Annotated in this window: 16 protein-coding genes; 4 read left to right on the forward strand and 12 right to left on the reverse strand. The window is 63.5% G+C overall.

Annotation, left to right across the window (positions count from 1 at the left end; translation table 11 throughout):
- Window positions 1–38: 38 nt before the first annotated feature.
- The 9 genes from L0U84_RS34575 to L0U84_RS34615 all read right to left on the reverse strand — a co-directional run bounded on the left by L0U84_RS34575 (window position 39) and on the right by L0U84_RS34615 (window position 9,130).
- The gene (locus tag L0U84_RS34575; RefSeq protein WP_233856618.1) at window positions 39–1,346 is read right to left on the reverse strand and encodes an MFS transporter; all 1,308 of its coding nucleotides are present in this window, start codon (window positions 1,344–1,346) and stop codon (window positions 39–41) included.
- Between the two features lie 161 nt (window positions 1,347–1,507).
- A complete protein-coding gene (locus tag L0U84_RS34580) occupies window positions 1,508–2,428 on the reverse strand; it encodes a LysR family transcriptional regulator (protein ID WP_233856620.1) in 921 nt (306 codons plus the stop codon).
- Window positions 2,429–2,476: 48 nt separating this feature from the next.
- On the reverse strand, window positions 2,477–3,184 hold the full coding sequence (locus L0U84_RS34585) for an EthD family reductase (protein WP_233856622.1): 708 nt from the start codon (window positions 3,182–3,184) through the stop codon (window positions 2,477–2,479).
- Between the two features lie 2 nt (window positions 3,185–3,186).
- Window positions 3,187–3,708: a flavin reductase gene (locus tag L0U84_RS34590; RefSeq protein WP_233856625.1), complete on the reverse strand. Its 522-nt coding sequence runs from the start codon at window positions 3,706–3,708 to the stop codon at window positions 3,187–3,189.
- 20 nt (window positions 3,709–3,728) lie between these two features.
- Complete coding sequence (locus L0U84_RS34595; RefSeq protein ID WP_233856627.1) at window positions 3,729–4,946, reverse strand: acyl-CoA dehydrogenase family protein; 1,218 nt, start codon at window positions 4,944–4,946, stop codon at window positions 3,729–3,731.
- 35 nt (window positions 4,947–4,981) lie between these two features.
- Window positions 4,982–6,337 carry an MFS transporter gene (locus L0U84_RS34600; RefSeq protein WP_233856629.1) on the reverse strand — a complete coding sequence of 452 codons (1,356 nt, stop codon included), beginning with the start codon at window positions 6,335–6,337 and terminating at the stop codon, window positions 4,982–4,984.
- Window positions 6,338–7,138: 801 nt separating this feature from the next.
- On the reverse strand, window positions 7,139–7,654 hold the full coding sequence (locus L0U84_RS34605) for a hypothetical protein (RefSeq protein WP_233856631.1): 516 nt from the start codon (window positions 7,652–7,654) through the stop codon (window positions 7,139–7,141).
- Between the two features lie 248 nt (window positions 7,655–7,902).
- Entirely contained in the window at window positions 7,903–8,382 is a 480-nt protein-coding gene (locus tag L0U84_RS34610; RefSeq protein ID WP_233856633.1) for a nuclear transport factor 2 family protein, read from the reverse strand.
- Window positions 8,383–8,395: 13 nt separating this feature from the next.
- Window positions 8,396–9,130, reverse strand: a complete 735-nt coding sequence (locus L0U84_RS34615) for a TetR/AcrR family transcriptional regulator (protein WP_233856635.1) — start codon at window positions 9,128–9,130, stop codon at window positions 8,396–8,398.
- Window positions 9,131–9,252: 122 nt separating this feature from the next.
- On the opposite strand from L0U84_RS34615, the gene L0U84_RS34620 reads away from it, so the two are divergent.
- Window positions 9,253–9,903 (forward strand): YceI family protein, encoded by a 651-nt coding sequence (locus L0U84_RS34620; RefSeq protein ID WP_233856637.1) that lies wholly within the window; start codon window positions 9,253–9,255, stop codon window positions 9,901–9,903.
- Window positions 9,904–9,944: 41 nt separating this feature from the next.
- On the opposite strand, the gene tdh is transcribed toward L0U84_RS34620, so the two are convergent.
- Both tdh and L0U84_RS34630 read right to left on the reverse strand, forming a co-directional pair.
- Window positions 9,945–10,976, reverse strand: a complete 1,032-nt coding sequence (gene tdh, locus L0U84_RS34625; protein WP_233856639.1) for an L-threonine 3-dehydrogenase — start codon at window positions 10,974–10,976, stop codon at window positions 9,945–9,947.
- Between the two features lie 28 nt (window positions 10,977–11,004).
- A complete protein-coding gene (locus tag L0U84_RS34630) occupies window positions 11,005–12,210 on the reverse strand; it encodes a glycine C-acetyltransferase (RefSeq protein ID WP_233856641.1) in 1,206 nt (401 codons plus the stop codon).
- Window positions 12,211–12,347: 137 nt separating this feature from the next.
- Here L0U84_RS34630 and L0U84_RS34635 point away from each other — a divergent pair, with 137 nt between their 5' ends.
- The 3 genes from L0U84_RS34635 (at window position 12,348) to L0U84_RS34645 (ending at window position 14,706) form a co-directional block, all read left to right on the forward strand.
- Window positions 12,348–12,995, forward strand: a complete 648-nt coding sequence (locus L0U84_RS34635) for a helix-turn-helix domain-containing protein (RefSeq protein ID WP_233856643.1) — start codon at window positions 12,348–12,350, stop codon at window positions 12,993–12,995.
- A 120-nt stretch (window positions 12,996–13,115) separates the two neighbouring features.
- The gene (locus tag L0U84_RS34640) at window positions 13,116–13,526 is read left to right on the forward strand and encodes a DUF2471 family protein (protein ID WP_233856645.1); all 411 of its coding nucleotides are present in this window, start codon (window positions 13,116–13,118) and stop codon (window positions 13,524–13,526) included.
- Between the two features lie 97 nt (window positions 13,527–13,623).
- Window positions 13,624–14,706 carry a tyrosine-type recombinase/integrase gene (locus L0U84_RS34645; protein WP_233856648.1) on the forward strand — a complete coding sequence of 361 codons (1,083 nt, stop codon included), beginning with the start codon at window positions 13,624–13,626 and terminating at the stop codon, window positions 14,704–14,706.
- A gap of 70 nt (window positions 14,707–14,776) precedes the next feature.
- On the opposite strand, the gene L0U84_RS34650 is transcribed toward L0U84_RS34645, so the two are convergent.
- Window positions 14,777–16,006: a DNA-binding protein gene (locus L0U84_RS34650; RefSeq protein ID WP_233856650.1), complete on the reverse strand. Its 1,230-nt coding sequence runs from the start codon at window positions 16,004–16,006 to the stop codon at window positions 14,777–14,779.
- Between the last annotated feature and the right edge of the window lie 2,109 nt (window positions 16,007–18,115).

Below are 18,115 nucleotides of genomic sequence, written 5' to 3' on the forward strand. Positions count from 1 at the left end.
GAATGCTTTTGGGTTTAGCGGGGAAAAACGCGTTGCAGTTACCGATGACGCGTTTCGTGCGTGAACTTCAGCGTCACGACGGTGATGAGACTGAGCACGATCAGGAACACGGCGACCGGCCAGTAGGCCTGGTAGTGCGCGAGCAGCGCGGTCGCGATCAGCGGCGACAGGCCGCCCGCGAAGATCGACGCGACTTCGTGACCGAGTGCCACGCCGGAATAACGGACTTCGGTGCTGAACAGTTCGCCGACGAGCGCGGGCAGCGTGCCGATCATCGCGCCGTGGCAGACGGCCGTGCCGAGCACCAGCGCAAGCCAGATCAGCGGCGTGGACTGCGTATTGAGCAGCCAGAAGAACGGAAACGCCATCACCGCGAGCGACACCGCGCCGATCATGTACACCGGCTTGCGCCCGATGCGATCGGACAGCTTGCCCCAGGCGAGCATCGCGCCCATTTCGACGACCATCGCGAGCATCACACCCATCAGCATCACCGAATTCGAAATGCCGACGAACTTGCCATACACGAGCGAGAACGCGAGAAAGATATAGGCGCCGCCGTTTTCCGCGACCCGCAGACCCATCGCCATCAGGATCTCTTTCGGATGACGCTTGATCGCTTCGAGCACCGGCATATGCGCGGTCTTGCCAGCCTTCTCCGCATTCTCGAAGTCGCGGCTCTCCGGCAGGTTGTGACGAATGTAGACGCCGAGCGCAAAGATCAGAATGCTCGCGAGAAATGGCAGACGCCATCCCCACGAGATGAACTGATCGTGCGGCAGCGCCTGCACCGCGAGGAACGCGCCCGCCGACAACACGAAGCCGCCGCCCACACCGAGCTGACTCCACGCCGCAAAATAGCCGCGCTTTTCGGGCGGAGCGTTCTCGCTGATCATCAGCACGCCGCCGCCCCATTCGCCGCCTGATGCGATGCCTTGCAGCAAGCGCAATCCGGCGAGCGCCACGGGGGCGGCCATGCCGATGTGCTCATAGGTCGGTAACAGCCCGATGCCGAAGGTCGCAAAGCCCATGATCAGCAGCGTCCAGACGAGCGACGCGCGGCGTCCATAGCGGTCGCCGATATGCCCGAACACGATGCCGCCGAGCGGACGCGCGACGAAGCCGATCGCAAATGCGGCAAACGCGCCGATCGTGCCGATCAGCGGGTCCGCGTGCGCGGGGAAGAACAGTTGACCGAGCACGAGCGCGGCCGCGGTGCCGTACACGAAAAAGTCGTACCACTCCATCGCGTTGCCGGCCACCGACGCAATGATGATTTTCCTGAGGGCGCGATCCGACTCTGCCGTGGCGCGCCCGGCCGTGATCGGGGATTGAACGGAAGACATGTCTGCTCGCCTCTGAAATGGGGGGATTGCGGCCTTTGAAAAGGCTTCGCACGATGTAGGCAGTGTCAAGGCGACAGATAGCCGCGTCAAATTAGCCGAAAAGCAGGACGGGTATCAGTGCAGCTAATATGCGCGGCGCTTGTGGGCACGTGTGGGCGTGTTCAGCGCGCCGGCTGATGAAACATTGTATGGATGGTCTCGCGCAGCCACGCGATGCCGGGGTCCGCCGCGAACTGCGAGTGGGAATGCAGCTGGATTTCGATCGGCGGCAGCGAAAACGGCAGCGGCAGAATCCGGAACGCCTTGCCGCGGTTGAAGCGCTTCGCGATGCTTTTCGGAAAGATCACGGCGAGATCGGTATGCATCACGATCTCGGGCGCGACGACGAAGTGCGGCAGCCGCAGCACGACGTCGCGCTTCAGGTTCAGCTCGTCGAGCCATTGCTCGACCATCCGATGCCCGGTCGCATTCGTGCTCGCATAGACGTAGCGAAGCGCGGCCAGATCTTCGCGGCTCGGCCTGGTCTTGCGCAGCGGATGACCGGCGCGCACCACGCACACGTGCTCGTCGACGAACAGCGTCTGGCTCACGCAGCCCGCGTCGAGACCCGGCACATAGCCGAGCGCGAGATCGATTTCGCCGGCGCGCATCGCCGCGCTGACCGACTCCACCGGCACATTGGCGACCTCGATGCGGATACCGCGCGCCTCGCGATCGAGCAGCGCGACGAGCGGCGGCAAGAAGTAGAACTCCGACATATCCGACATCGACACGCGAAACACGCGCCGAGCGGTTGACGGCTCGAACTTCGCGAGCTGCTGCACGGCTTCGTTGATGATCGCGAACGCTTGCGCGAGCGGCGGATAGAGACGGTAAGCGGCGTCGGTGGGGACCATGCCGTTGGGTGTGCGCGAAAACAGCGGGTCTTCGAACAGCGTGCGCAAGCGACGCAGCGCATGACTGACCGCCGGTTGCGTGAGACCGAGCCGATCGCCGGCCGCCGTCAGACTGCGCAGGTCCCAGATCGCGAGAAACACGCGCAGAAGGTTCAGATCGGCGATGCCGGGATTCAGCTTGTTCATGCGCAGCTCTCGCAAACGAAGGCATGTCGCTGGCCGCGCGACGCGCGGTCAGGATGCGGCGAGGTTACCGTAGATGCTGCGCATTGCAAAATGCGGCGTCGCCCCGCTGTATGGCGGCAGCGCGTGGAAGTCGCGGCGCATCGCATCGCGCACCGGTGACGCTAGCGCAGCGGTAAGCGCGCCCGGATCGTCGAACACGACCTTGTTGCGTTGCATCGCGCTCGAGTGCGCAAACGGCAAGCCGCTGCGGCTGTCGATGCGCGTGTAGATCTCCAGTTCGCGCAGCGCCGGCAATTGCAGCATCAACGGCGGATGATGCGCGAGATAGTGCGTGAGCCATGCGTTGAAGTCCTGTGCGACGCCTTCGTATGCGACCAGATAGGTGCAGCGTTGCGCGCCGTCTTCGACCGACGCAGCCTGCCGTGGCGCGAATGCGCGCACGGCCATCACCTGCTGTGAAAACGCGCGCGGGCTTATTGCTGCCCAGCCGCTCGCTGCGTGCAACGCGTGCACTATCGCGCCGTCGGACCCTAGCGCGGCTTCGAGCGTCGCGAGCTCGTCGAAGTACCACTGCAGCACGCATGACGGCGCATCCGCTGCCGGCGCGAGACGTACATCGACCTGTCCCGCGATCGGCTCGTGCACGATCAGCTTGCGCAGCCCCGCGACTTGCGTGGCGGCCCGCAGCAACGCGGGCGTGTCCGTGAGCGGCTGCGGCGCGTCGCTCGTGCCGATCAGAAAGAGGCAGACCTGCATCGTCACGCCGCCTCGCAAGCAGCGACGCCGGCACGCGCAAGCCGGTGGAACTGCCTGCCGAAGTAGACGAGGCCATCGCCGTCGTCGCGCGTGGCGATACGCTCGATCCGCACGAACATCACCGAGTGCGAGCCCACCGTCTTGCTGTCGACGATCTGCCCTTCGAGGCTCGCGAGCGCGTCGCCGAGCACCGGAGCGCCGAGCGCTCCCGGCTGCCATGCGCACTGATCGAAACGCGCATCCATCGAGCAACCCGTCATGCCCGCGAACACGCGCGCCAGCTCCTGGCAGTGCGCGCCGAGGATGTTGATGCACACGTTCGCATTGTCGTGCAACACGTCATGCACGTAGCTCGATTGATTGATGCACACGAGCATGGTCGGCGGCGTATCGGTCACCGAACAGACCGCGCTCGCGGTGATGCCTGAGCGCCCGCGCGGACCATCGGTCGTGATGATGTTGACGGCCGCGCCGAGGCAAGCCATCGCGTTGCGGAAGTGCGTGCGGGTTTCGTCGTGCGTCATGACAGTGGCTCCTTCGTCGCTCAGGGATAGGGCGTGACCGGCGGGATGCCGACGAACAGCGCGCCCGACGCGTCGTAGGTGCCTTCGCCGAGAAACGCGTGCTGCGTGACGACGATCGAATCGCGCACCATCCGCTGCAAGCGGCTCTCGCGATAGATCGCGCCGATGCCCGCCATCTTGTAGGCCTGCATGACCACCTCGGCGCCCGTGTGCGCGGCATGCGTGGCGGACAGGCGCAGCAGATTGGCTTCGCTGGGCGACACGGGGTCGCCCGAGAGGACCGTACGCCACGACGTCTGCGCCGACTCGAAGAAGAACGCGCGCGCGCTGCGCAGATTCGCTTCGGCCTGCGCGAGACCCGAGCGATAGTACGCGCGGTCGGCAAGACGCGGCGCGCCGGTCGTCGTTTTGGTCACGCCCGACATGCCGGCCAGCAGGTCGAGCGCCGCGCGCGCGAGCCCGAGGTTCACCGCCGCATGCACCTGCGCCTGGTAGGCAACCGCGGGGTAGCGGTAGAGCGGCTCGTCGATCAGCGGCACGCCACCGCGCACGAAGGTCCATTGCTCGTCGACGAACCTGTTTTTCAGGCGCAGATCGTGGCTGCCGGTGCCTTGCATGCCGACCACGTTCCAGTTGTCGACGATCTCGACTTCGCTGGCGGGAAACACGGCCGTGAACGGCTTGCCCGCGTTCGCGTCGCCGACCCGGCCCGGCGCGCCACCGATGCCGACGCCGATCCAGTCCGCACCCTTGCAGCCGCTCGCGAAGCGCCATTGACCCGACACCACGTAGCCGCCGGGCGCGCGCTCGGCCGGTTGCAGCGGATACAGACCGCCCGCGAAAACCTGGTCCGGACCCGACGCGTAGATACGAGCCTGGGTCTCGACCGGCAGCGACGCAAGGTACGTGTTCGCGGAGCCGAACGCGGCGACCCATGCGGTGGAACCATCGGCGATCGCGATGCGTTCGAGCATCGCCAGAAACTGCGGAGGCGGCAGCGCGTCGCCGCCGAAGCGCTTCGGCGTGCTCGCACGGAAGATGCCTGCGCGCTTCATCTTCGCGATCATGTCGCGCGGAACGTGCGAAACCGCATCGAACTCGTCGCGGCGACGTTCGACTTCGATGATCAGTTCATCGAGCGACAGCGGGCCCGTGTATTCGGGGTAGTCGTCCTGCGTATCGATGATGCGTGCGTCGGCGGTGCAAGCGCGGGCGCTGGCGGAATGAACGGCGTGCATGCGCGTTACCTCTTGATCCAGTGATGTGAACGATGTCATTCGGTTTCCTGATGCGCATTGATGCGCATCGCTTTCGGATAGGTCTCCCGGGCGAGCAGCGTCGCGATCACGGTGATCAGACCCAGCACGCCGAGATACAAGGCGACCGGCGTCGCGCTGCGATAGTGCGCGAGCAGCGCCGTGGCGATCATCGGCGACAGGCCGCCGCCGAGCACCGAGGAGACTTCGCGTCCGATGCCAAGCCCCGAGAAGCGCAGATGCACAGGCAACAGTTCGCTGATGAACGCGGGCTGCGCGCCTTCGAGGATGCCGAGCGTGATACTGTTCGCGAGCACGAGGGCCGTGATGACCTTCCAGTATTCGCCGGAGCCGAGCAGCGCGAAGTACGGCCACGCAACCAGCACCATCGCGATCGCGCCGGCGAGATACACGGGCTTGCGTCCGACCTTGTCGGTCAGGTAGCCGAAGAACAGCGAGAACGGAATCATCAGCAGCATCGAAAGCGTCAGGCCGCCGAGGATCCAGCTCGATTTGATGCCGAGAAACTGGCCATACGCGATCGAGAACGCGAAGAAGATGTACGACGCACCGCCTTCGCCGAAGCGCAGACCGAAGATCGTCAGCACTTCGCGAGGGCATTGCCGCAACACTTCGATCACCGGCATGCGGCTGTCGTGACGCTTTGCCTTCGCTCGAGCGAACGCGGCGCTTTCGCCGACCGAGCGGCGCATCCACAAGCCCAGTGCGACGAGCGCTGCGCTGCAGAGGAACGGAATGCGCCAGCCCCAGCTCAGGAAATCGGCAGACGACAGGTTCTGCACCAGCAGGAACGCACCGGTCGACAGCACGAATCCGAGCGCAGCGCCGCACGGACTCCATGCCGCGAGCGCGCCACGCTTCGATTGCGGCGCGTTCTCGTGAATCAGCAGGATGCTGCCGCTCCATTCGCCGCCCGCGGCGAGCCCCTGCACGATGCGCAGACACACGAGCAGCGCCGGCGCCGCGAGGCCGATCTGCTGATAGGTGGGAAGCACGCCCATCAGCATCGTCGCCGTGCCCATCGCGAACAGCGTCAGCATCGTCACGAGCTTGCGCCCGTATCGGTCGCCGAGATGGCCGCACAGCACACCGCCGATCGGCCGCGCGATGAAGCCGACCGTGAAGCCGCCGAACGCGGCGATGGTGCCGGTGAGCGGATCGCTGCCGACGGGGAAGAACAGCTTGCCGAATACCAGCGCCGCGGCGGTTCCATACAGGAAGAAGTCATACCATTCGAGGATTTGACCGAGCACGGCGGTGGTGACCGCGCGTCGTACGCCGCTCGTCACGGCGGCGGGTCGGCGTGATGCGAGCGGAGCGCTCAGATCGGAATTTACGGCGTCAGAGTTCATGGCTCAGGGAGATCGAAGATTGAAGTTCCCGCATCACGATGGCTCTGCGCAGCGGGGCGAATCACATCCGGACGACATGGCTGCACGATATGAGCCGCGCTAAACGCGGTCAAATTCGGGCCAAAAATGGTCGATATGAATCGCGTGCATGGGCGATGCCCGGGTCGGGCGACGCGCGAATGGTGAGGAGTTCCAGGAGGTGGCGCTACGGTGAGGCGTTCCAGGAGGTGCCGCTACGGTGAGGAGTTCCAGGAGGTGTCGCCACGGTGAGGAGTTCCATGAGGTGCCGCCACGGTGAGGAGTTCCAGGAGGTGCCGCCACGGTGAGGAGTTCCAGGAGGTGCCGCCACGGTGAGGAGTTCCAGGAGGTGCCGCCACGGTGAGAATTTACGGGAGCGGCCGGCGGGATCCGCGACGGTTCACTGGGTGCGCGTCGGAACGGCGATAGGAAGGCAGTGCGTCGAAGCACGCAATAGGTGCTTCGTTGGTTTCAGCGTGGTGGGGAACAACGACGTCTAGCAGGAGCCAACGCGGAGCGCGTCGGCATCCAATACGCGAAAAATACGCTGGAATGCAGGGCTAAAACTTGGAGCGTGCCTGCGAAGGTGAGACGTTCCAGGATGGTGAGGATTTCCAGGAGTCAGGAGACCGACGCGGTGCGTTAAGGTGAGGAGTTCCAGGAGATCGGCGCCGCATCCGGGGCCCCGAGTTCGCGGTAATCGGTCGATTCGGGTGAATTGGGGGCCTTTGGCTCCCGAAAAACCTCACCTGAGGGCCATCGCCCTCATTGCTTACCACTCCGTCAGAACTTCACCTTCACCTGAAATCCAATCGTAAAGGGCAGATTGTCGGATGGGATCGGCGGAACGATGATGAAGTTCGCGCCGACGCGCTTGTATTCGACCATCACGATCGGCGCGACCACCGGGCCGATCGTGTGGTTTTTGCCAAGTCCCCAGTTGCCGTAGTTATAGCCGGAGATGATCCCGCCGATCGCCGCGAGCCGCACGATACCCCAATGCGCGAACTCCGGCGCCCACACGCCGCCGCCGTAGTAGGACGGCCGACGCAGCGAGTTGCGAAAGCCGCCGGCCGTCAGCGCCCACTGGTTGTTCAGCCAGCATTCCACGCCAAGCCCGGGATTGAACTGCTCGAAGTGCGTATCGGGATCAGGATTGATGTGATAGGAGCCGAGCATCGCGTCGGCCCAGACACCGCCGTCACACCAGCTCGCGTGTGCCGTGGAGACCGCCGCGAAGCTGGCGAAAAGCGCCACCGCGGCGCGCCGGATATTCTTGTTCATCTGCCTGAAGTGCATTTCTTCTCCGTCACCGGTCGAGCGCCGGTGTCATGGTGTTCTGGCGATCCGCGTGCCGCCCGTCGCGCACTGTACCTGAAGCCGCGCGGTCGATGTTGAGGACTCGCTCGGCCGGCCGGGCACGCGACGTGCCCCGCAGCCGGAACCGCCACGATAACGAAGAACCGATGGCGCCGTGATGAACAGGCGCTGAAGAAATTCGCGGCGCGCAGCGGGCGCGGCGTCGGCGATGAACGAGGCAGGAACGTCTACAGACCGAGATCGGAGAGGCCGGCGTGATCGTCGGGCCGGCGGCCGAGCGGCCAGCGATACAGGCGGTCGGCTTCACGGATCGGCAGATCGTTGATGCTCGCGTGACGGTGCGCCATCAGACCGTGCTCGTTGAACTCCCAGTTCTCGTTACCGTACGAGCGGAACCAGTTGTTCGAATCGTCGTGCCATTCGTACGCGAAGCGCACCGCGATACGGTTGTCGGTGAACGCCCACAGCTCCTTGATCAACCGATAGTCGAGCTCCTTCGCCCACTTGCGACGCAGGAGGCCGACGATTTCCGCGCGGCCATGCACGAATTCGGCGCGGTTGCGCCACACGCTGTCCGTCGTGTACGCGAGCGATACGCGCTCAGGATCGCGCGTGTTCCATGCGTCTTCCGCGGCGCGCACTTTCTGGATCGCGGTCTCGCGTGTGAATGGGGGTAGCGGCGGGCGGCTTTCGATCGTATCGGCCATGATGGCTCCTCAGTCAGGTTGTGGTGCGCCGGGATGGCGGCCGTTTGGTTGCGGCGCGCGGTGTCTCGGTGTTGGCGCAAGCGTGCGCGGATTTCGCTGCGGGCTTTGTTGCGGGCTTTGTTGCGGGCCCCGCTGCCGCATCGAGCAGAGTCTTGCCGACAGTCTGCGCATCGAGCGCCGCATCCACTTCGCCGCTCACCAGCGCCACCGCGATGGCGCCGTCGAGCAGCACGAGCCATTGCCGCGCGAGCGGCGCCGCGCGACGCGCATCGATTTGCGCTTGCGCCACGAACGCGTCGCATTCGGCGCCCACGAAATCGAGCAACCGTGCCTTGTGTTTGCGCGCGACCACGCGAATCGGATCGTCGACGGATTCGATTTCGCCGGCCGCGTTCAGAAACGCGCAGCCATGGAAATCCGCCGATGCGAACCACTCGCGCAGCACGTCGAACATGCCGAGCAGGCGCTTACGCGCGCTCTTGCCGCACCGTTGTGTGCCCGCGATAAACCAGTTCATCCAGCGCTCGTCGCGCCGTTCGAGCGCGGCCGCGACCAACGCATCTTTCGATTCGAAATGCGTGTAGAAGCTTTTGCGCGCGGTGCCTGACTGCCGCACGATCGCATCGACGCCAGTTGCATGGATGCCGCCGGCGTAAATGAGCGCCTCGGCGGCATCGAGCAGGCGCTCGCGCGCAGAGCCGGGCTGGGCCGCGTCGTTCGGGGTAGTCGGATTCGTTTCGGATATCATCGAGGTAAGGTAGAACGATCATTCTCCTTCGTCAAGTTTTTCTTCGAGCTTCGGCGCTGTGAGTACGCTTGCTGCTATCTTGTTGGAGATCGCTTGACCACCGCTCAACCGGAATTGCTTCGATGAATCCATCCTCCGTTCGCACCGCGTGGCTACGCGCGCTGCTCGGCGCAACGCTGCTGGGCGCGATGGCCTGCACGCCGATCCAGGTGCTGACACATTCGGTCAGTCAGAACGAAGCGCGCGTACCGCCCGGACGCTACGACATCGATCCGGACCATACGAGCATCACGTTCGATATCGACCACTTCAAATACACGCGCTTTACGATGCGTTTCGATCGCAAGCAGGGGGAACTCGACTGGAACGAAGGCGGCCTCGAGCGCAGCACGGCATCGGTCGCGATCGACGCCGCGAGCATCGACACGAACGTGCCGCTGCTCGACAAGATGGTGAAAAGCGACAGCATGCTCGACGTCGTGCGCTATGCGCAGATCCGCTTCACGAGCACGCATTTCGAGCGCACCGGCGAGGCGCGCGGCACGCTGAGCGGTGACCTGACGATCCGCGGTGTCACGCAGCCGGTCACACTCGACGTCACGTTCAACGGCTTCGCGCCCGATCCGCTGACGAAGAAAGACACGCTCGGCTTTTCCGCGGACGGTCATTTCAGCCGCGCGAAGTTCGGTCTGACGACCTGGTATCCGGCCGTCGGCGACGATATTCACGTGCGCATTCAGGCCGAGTTCGTAAAAACGCCCGCAGGCGCATGAGCGCGCTGCGGGCGTTGGCGTTCAGACGGTGAAGCGCCGGCTCAGGCAGCGGTCCAGTCGAGAATCACCTTGCCGCTCTCGCCGGAGAGCATCGTCGCGAAGGCTTCCTGATAGTCGTCGACCTTGAAATGGTGCGTGAGGATCGGCGACAGATCGAGGCCGCTTTGCAGCATCGCGACCATCTTGTACCAGGTCTCGAACATCTCGCGGCCATAAATGCCCTTGATTTCGAGGCCTTTGAAGATCACCTGGGTCCAGTCGATTGCGGTTTGCGCGGGCGGAATGCCGAGCAACGCGATCTTGCCGCCGTGGTTCATCGCTTCGAGCATGCCCGTAAACGCGCTCGGCACGCCCGACATTTCGAGGCCGACGTCGAAGCCCTCGGCCATGTGCAGGTCGTGCATCACGTCGCGCAACGATTCGCGCGACACGTTCACCGCGCGCGTCGCGCCCATCTTGCGCGCGAGTTCGAGGCGATAGTCGTTGACGTCGGTGATCACGACGTTGCGCGCGCCGACGTGCTTCGCGATCGCGACCGCCATGATGCCGATCGGCCCCGCGCCGGTAATCAGCACGTCCTCGCCAACGAGGTTGAACGACAGCGCCGTATGCGTCGCGTTGCCGAACGGATCGAAGATCGCGGCGAGATCGTCGGAAATTTCGGGCGGAATCTTGAACGCGTTGAAGGCCGGAATCACCAGATATTCGGCGAACGCGCCCTCGCGATTGACGCCGACGCCGATCGTGTTGCGGCACAGATGCCGGCGCCCGGCGCGACAGTTGCGGCAGAAACCGCAGGTGATGTGTCCTTCGCCCGACACGCGATCGCCGATCGCAAAGCCGCGTACTTCCTGACCCATCTCGACGATTTCGCCGACGTATTCATGGCCGACGTGCATCGGCACGGGAATCGTCTTCTGCGCCCAGTCGTCCCACTTCCAGATATGAATGTCGGTGCCGCAAATCGCGGTGCGCGTGATACGGATCATCACGTCGTTATGGCCGACTTCGGGCTTCTTCACGTCGGTCAGTGTGAGGCCCGGTCCGCGTTCGAGTTTTGCCAATGCTTTCATCTGCTTCTCCATTCGAATCGCGCGACGCTCACGCGGGGATCACGCCGAGCTCGCGGCCGACGCGCGCGAACGCGTCGACGGCGCGATCGATCTGTTCAGGCGTATGCGCGGCGCTCATCTGCGTGCGGATGCGCGCGCGGCCGCGCGGCACGACCGGAAACGAAAAACCGATCACGTAGACGCCTTCCTTCAGCAGCGCATCGGCCATCTTTCCCGCGAGTTGCGCGTCGCCGAGCATCACCGGAATGATCGGATGTTCGCCCGGCACGAGCGTGAAGCCGAGCGCGCTCATCGCGCGGCGGAAATGCGCGCCGTTTTCGCGCACGCGTGCGCGCAGTTGCGCGCCTTCATCGCTGGCGAGCAATTCCAGTACCTTCAACGACGCCGCGGCGATGCTCGGTGTCAGCGTGTTTGAAAACAGATACGGACGCGAGCGCTGCCGCAGCAACTCGACGACCTCCTTGCGCGCCGCGACGTAGCCGCCCGATGCGCCACCGAGCGCCTTGCCGAGCGTGCCGGTAATGATGTCGACGCGCGCCATCACGCCGCAATGCTCGGGCGTGCCGCGACCGTGTTCGCCGATGAAGCCGACCGCGTGCGAGTCGTCGACCATCACCAATGCGCCGTACCTGTCGGCCAGATCGCAGATGCCGGCGAGGTTCGCAATGATGCCGTCCATCGAGAACACGCCGTCGGTCGCGATCAGTTTGAAGCGCGCGCCGGCCGCGTCGGCTTCCTGCAGACGCGCCTCGAGATCGGCGAGGTCGTTGTTCCTGTAGCGAAAACGCTTCGCCTTCGACAGCCGCACGCCGTCGATGATGCTCGCGTGATTGAGCTCGTCGCTGATGATCGCGTCGTTTTCGTCGAGCAGCGTTTCGAACAGGCCGCCGTTCGCGTCGAAACAGCTCGAGTAGAGAATGCAGTCGTCGGTTTGCAGGAACGCGGCGAGCGCCGCTTCGAGTTGCTTGTGCACGGTTTGCGTACCGCAGATGAAGCGCACCGACGCCATGCCGAAGCCGTCCTTGTCGAGGCCTTGCTTGGCGGCTTCGATCAGGCGCGCGTCGTCGGCGAGTCCGAGATAGTTGTTCGCGCAGAAGTTCAGCACATCGCTGCCGTCGGCAAGACGCACGTCGGCCGACTGCGGACTCGCGATCACGCGCTCGCTCTTGTAGAAGCCGTCGGCGCGGATCTGGTCGAGGGTGCCGCGCAGATGGGCAAGGTATTGGTCACGCATGAACGGGACTCCTGAGGGTGATGGCGCCCGCGTTCGCATGGGCGGAGAAAGGGCGGCCTGTTATAGTCGGCTGTCAGCTTTATCGGATATTTTCGTTTTTTCGAACTAAAATCCGGTATATCGAACAACTCTAAACGATGGGTCAGGAAATGGCAAGTTCGGGTACACGCCGCGCCGCGGCCACTGCGTCGCCCACCTCCGCTAGCGCGGCATTACCGCCGAACGCGGCGATTGCTGCGCCGCCGCGCGTCGGCGAGCAGATTCAACGGCTGCGCGCCGAGCGGCGCATGACGCTCGACGATCTGTCGCGGGCGGCCGGCGTGTCGAAATCGATGCTGTCGGAAATCGAGCGCGACAAGGCCAATCCGACGATCGCGGTTGCGTGGCGGCTGACCAATGCGCTCGGCGTGAGCCTCGATTCGCTGTTTGCGCCGCCGAAGTCGCCTGAGGCGATCGCCGTTTCCGGCCCGCACGATATTCCTACGCTAAGCGGTCATGACGCGAAATACCAGTTGCGTGTGTGGGGACCGATCGAGTTGGCCGGCAAATTCGAGTGGTACGAGTTGACGCTGCAGCCAGGCGGGGCGCTGGTGTCGAACGCGCACGAGCCGGGCACGCGCGAGCATCTGACCGTGCTGCACGGTTCGATCGAAATCGAGGCGGCCGGCGCGACGAAGCGGCTCAAGGTCGCGGACACCGCGCGCTACGTCGCGGATGAACCGCATGCGATCCGCAACGTCGGTAAGGGCGAGGCGAAAGCGCTGCTGGTCGTGATTCACGGCTAGAGCGCCGACTGGCGGGGGTTGGCGCGCTTTTGCCGCCGGATCGCCACGCCTAGGCCGTTCGGCCAGGTTGCACCTGATACTGTATGTTTGTACAGTATCAGGTGTCGACTGGAGCCGAGAATGAACAACCTGAACGCCGACCCTACCGATCAAACTCTCGCCGCGCTGCGCTACCAGAGCGCCGCGCGCGATCTCGAACATATCGTGCGCAGCATCGCCGGGCGTTACATCGCCAAGCAGGTGCCGCTCACATGGCGTCTGCTACATGCCATCGAAGCCGAGGCGCTAGCCGATCTCGGTTTTGCCAGCCGACACGACGCGTTGATGCTCGGGCTATTCCAGCGCCCGTCCGATCTGCCTTATCCCGAAACCGATGACGGCGTGGATTTCGGCGCATCCAATGCGTTGCCCGCCGTTTTTGCCTTTGCCGTCAATGCGTACGAGGAAGCCGCGCGGCAAGCGGCGCGCCGGGCTGCGCTGCCACGGGCAGTCGATGCGCCTTTGAAGCGCGCCCGGGCGTGGGGCGGCTGATGGCGGCAACACGAGTGGATGGATCGGCTCCTCATCTGGTCTTTGGGGGCACCTACAATATCCGGACCGAACGGTGCAACTAACCGAAGGAATGCTCATGTCACCTCCCCATCTGTCAGACCCCGTTCCACGTCCCGCGCCCTCTACCGATCTGTTCGATCAGCAACGCGAAGATTGGCGTCGCGACCCGCAAGTCGCGTTCGATGCGTGGCTCGCGAAGCAGCATTTCCGTCGCTCTTCGGCGTTGGTCTATCAGGCGCAGTGGGGGCAGTTTCTCGATTGGCTCAGCGCGCGGCAACAAAGCCTCGCAACGGTCGACACGCCCGCGCTCGCCGAATTCGTCGCCGGCCTCGAGATCCGCAAAACGCAACGGATCCGCTATTTACGGCTCATCGAGCGCGTGCTCGATCACGTGCGCGAGATCGAATCGGCTTCGACCAACCCGGCTCGTTTCATTGCTCAGGATGGAGAGGCCGCGTGGCGCAATGCGCGCGACAATGAGCCGACCGGGTTTCTCACGCATGCGGAACGCACTGCGTTGGTCGCGCGCCTGTTCGCGCCGTTGCCGGCGTTGTCGACCGCGCAGCGCTGGAGAGAGCGACGCGATCGCGCGTTGATCGCCGTGTTTCTGGGCGGAGGATTGAAGACGGGCGAAGCCGGAGCACTTACGGTTAGTTGCGTGAGAGAGGGCTCGCCGTGGGTCACGATCGAGTCTGCCAATCCGATGCTGACGCGGCGCACGCGGCTCGCGCCGTTCGCAACGGCAATTCTCGATGCGTGGCTCGCCGAACGTCGGCTAACGGAGTTGGCCGGCAACCTTGTGTTTCCCGCGTCACCGTCCGGCAGGCCGATGCACAAGGCCACGATGCTGCGCGCGGTGGATGCGCTCGTCGAGGCAGCGGGAATTGCCGGGTCGCGTCAATCGCGCGCGAGTCCGCAGACCTTGCGCAACACCTTTGCGGCGGACCTTTTCGAAAGCGGGGTGGAGGCGGAACAGGTCGGTCAATGGCTCGGCTTCGTGCAGGCGGTGTCCGCGAACCGGCTATATCGCGCGTGGCAAACGTGGATCGATCAGCAGGATGCGCCCGTAACGCAGGAGCCGGATCCGGCGGCGGCGCCATTGGTCGAGCCCCGGCGTGACGGGCGTTTTACGAGGAAAACGGGAGCCGGCGAGCCCTGAAGAACCTCACCGTCGCGGTCCCGAATTTCCTCACCTTTGGCGTTTTTTCCGTTGGGTTGGCCGCTCGCGGTTAACGCATCGTGTCGACGGAGCGGGACGACGGCGCGGTGGACGGGTCGTTCGACAGAAACTGGTTCACCGCCGCGAGCCTCGATTCGCCAAGGCCGGAAGAGTGCTCGCATTCCGGGCACAGCAGTTCGAAACGGTGATCGACCTGCGACAGTTCCGGCTCACCTTCCTCGCATTTCGGGCAGCGCGCGGGCAGCGTCACATGGCCATCGGCGGCGGTGCCGATCATGCCCAACTCTTTGCTCGTGAGTCGTCCCTCACTGACCAGCGAGCACAGCAGCACGGCGATGGCCGGATCGATGCCCTGCTGGCCACGCAGCGTGGCGAGTTCCTTCGTCAGCGCGTCGACTTCGTCGGACTGCTCGCGAAGCTGCGCGTCGAGCCGGTCGGCGCGCGCCTTGGCGGCGGCAATCTGCTGAATGAACTCGAATTCCTTGCGGCTCGCATCACGCACGCCGGACTGATACGTCGCGGCCATGCTACGCAGCGAGTCGAGTTCGACCAGCATCGGCTTGACGCGCCGCTCCGCCTCGGCGACCGCATCCTTGATTTGCTGTGCATAGTGCTCGGTGCTTTGCCGCAATTCGACGTGCAACGCGTCGATCCGGTCGCGCAACGCCGCATTGGTGGTCTGTTCGTTTTCGAGCCGTTGCCGCAGCGCCTCGTTTTCCTGGTCGAGCCGGCGGGTGGTTGCCTGCATGCCTTCGAGGTGAACGCTGCCGTGCGTAGTCGCGCTCGATAGCTGGGTTTCAAGCGCGCGAACCCGCTCCCACGCGGTTTCGGTGCGCAATTCACTGCGCCTGATGGCGTCGTCGGCCGCATCCCGACGAATTTCCGCGTCGCGTGCGCGCAGGTCGGCGGCGCTAATCTGCGCGCGGATTTCTTCACGTTCGCCGTCGAGCGACGCTTTGGCCTGAGTGACCGCTTCTTCGAATAGCGCGCCCAGCAGTTCGCCGGCGCGATCCTCGAGTGCCTTCGGTATCGCGCCTGCTCCGACCTTGACGCGCGACACGTTGCGAATACGCTCCCAGAAATGATCGATGTCTTTCGGGATGTCGCTCGCGCTGCCGGTCTGCGTGAGATCGCGCACAGCGGCCATCGACGGTCGGATGCCGAGATCGAAGAAGAGCCGCTTGCATGCATGCAGCGACAGATCCTGCCGGCGCACGCCTTGCGTGCGCATCGCTTCAAGCTCATCGCGGATGGCTTGCCGCTCCTGATCCAGATTCATGTTGACCTCGATGTGGCTCGAATTGGATGGATCATAACAATTTACGTAGTGTTTGCTACCGATTTATCAGTGGCGAACAGATTGGCGTATACAGACGGGCTTTAGCGAACAAATTGCCGTAGTAAACACGCGAGCACCATTTTTTTCCGTGAAACAAAACGAAGAATAGCTAATAAGCCATTGTATTAGAAGCGCTTTGTTTGGTTTTCACATGATCGCGCACTGTTTCACGATGGGTCGGCAATCGCTGTGGGTTGGATGACCCGTGTTTCACGGGACTCGCGGGGTGCAAGGCTTGAGAGTAATAAAAGTAAACACCTTTGAACCCTTGTTAAAAACGTTAACGACTCGGCAAACCCTTATCTGGCGGGGCTTTCAGCCTGGCAAGGTGAAGCTTTGCGGGAGACTTGGTGAGAGTCTGCGGGAAACTCGAGTGATGGGGTTCGGGGAGCTCGGTGAGCGGGTGCGGGACGCAACGTGAGCGGGTTCAGGAAAGGCCGTATACGTGGGGTTCGGGCAAAGGTGAGGTTTTGCGGGACTTCGCAGCCGCTAAACGCCCGACTGCCCTCGAAAGTACCTGGTCGGTTCGGCTTGCACCAAGGTGAGCGCTTTCGGGAGGTTCGCGAAGGTGCTTTTTTGGGCGTGTTTTGGGGCGGTTAACCGCTTTGGTGAGCCGAGACGGGAGAAAACGTCAAACGAAGGTGAGATTTTTCGGGGCGACGGGACCCAATTTGCTTTCTTTTTGAGCATTCACACTGCTGAGGTGAGGTTTTACGGGAGCGAAGGTGGATTGTGACGCCTCGATTGCCCGAACGACTGGCCAGCGGGAACCGCTCGCGACTGGAAAGGTGAGGGGATTCGGGGGAATTGGCTTATGGGCCGGATCCGCAAGCTGGTTTGGCTGGCGATTCCGCAAAAGGTGAGGCTTTTCGGGAGAGTTTGGATGGCGTTCTATGCGCTAAGGTGAGGAAATTCGGGACCGAAATGGAGGCTGCGGGCCGGAAATGCCCGGCTGATGGCGATTTGCGAAGGTAGGTAAACCCAGTCTCTGGCTGTAAAGGTGAGGCTTTTCGGGAGATCCGCGGCGAGGAAAGAAAAAGTGCTGCGGTGCGAAAAACAGGCTTAAGGTGAGGTTTTACGGGGAGGCTTGACGTTCAAGTGTGAGATGGGATTGTTGTAAGTCATTGAAAACATGGAATGTATTTTTATCGGGCAGCAAAGGTGAGGGTTTTCAGGAGTTCTTTTGAAGGTGGCGCTGGGGGCTCCAGAATCCTCAAAGGTGAGGCTTTTCAGGAGATCGAAGCGGGGAAATGCGGCACTGGTGCGGCATGAGAGCGCGTCGTAACGCACCGATCGGCGGAGCTATGGTGAGCTTTTTCGGGGGCATCGGAACGGTGAGGATTTGCCCATGGCTCGATCTCCCCTTTGTGCGGCAGCTTCGGACGAAGCTCGAAGTAGAATTGCGCCGTCAGAACGAGCAGCCGGTCGGGAAACGGGAGACCGGTGGTTAACACGGGCAGGTTCTCTGTGGTGAGGACCGAATCGTCGGCACAGGCACCACGCCGCCGAACGGAGCGACCGACGATCGATGCACTCATCGACGGGCCGACGACGCGCCGGCTCGTCGTGCCGCGCCACGGGCCACGCGTCTGACCGGCTCGTCGCGTGATGCATACCGCGCGAGCTATCGGGCTTGGCCAATACGGTACGGGCAAGTCGCCTCTCGATCGGGGCTTTCCGTCGCCGGCAGCACACGAGCACCCACGAAGCGGTCGCGAGGCCGCACGACCAGGTCCTGACCCGATCCGGACACCGTCCGTTTACGCGAGGTCTCGAAAACATCCGCGAAAATTTTTGAGGTGAGATGATTCGGGAACAAAGGCTCCCCCGTCCCGGTACGCAACCAAACGCCCCTGATTCGCAAACGCCGCGACCGGCAAGGAGACCCTGATCCTGGTGGCGCGCAGCCAAGGTGAGGGTTTTCGGGAGTGGCTCGAGGTGAGTTGAGCTTCGTAAACTCGCTTCACCGGCAATGGTGAGATGGGCGCTATAGACGCGTATCACCACAGCCGGTATGCTCTCGCGAAATCCCCCTCCTCACCCCGACGC

Source organism: Paraburkholderia sp. HD33-4 (assembly GCF_021390635.1).
Taxonomy (GTDB): Bacteria; Pseudomonadota; Gammaproteobacteria; order Burkholderiales; family Burkholderiaceae; genus Paraburkholderia.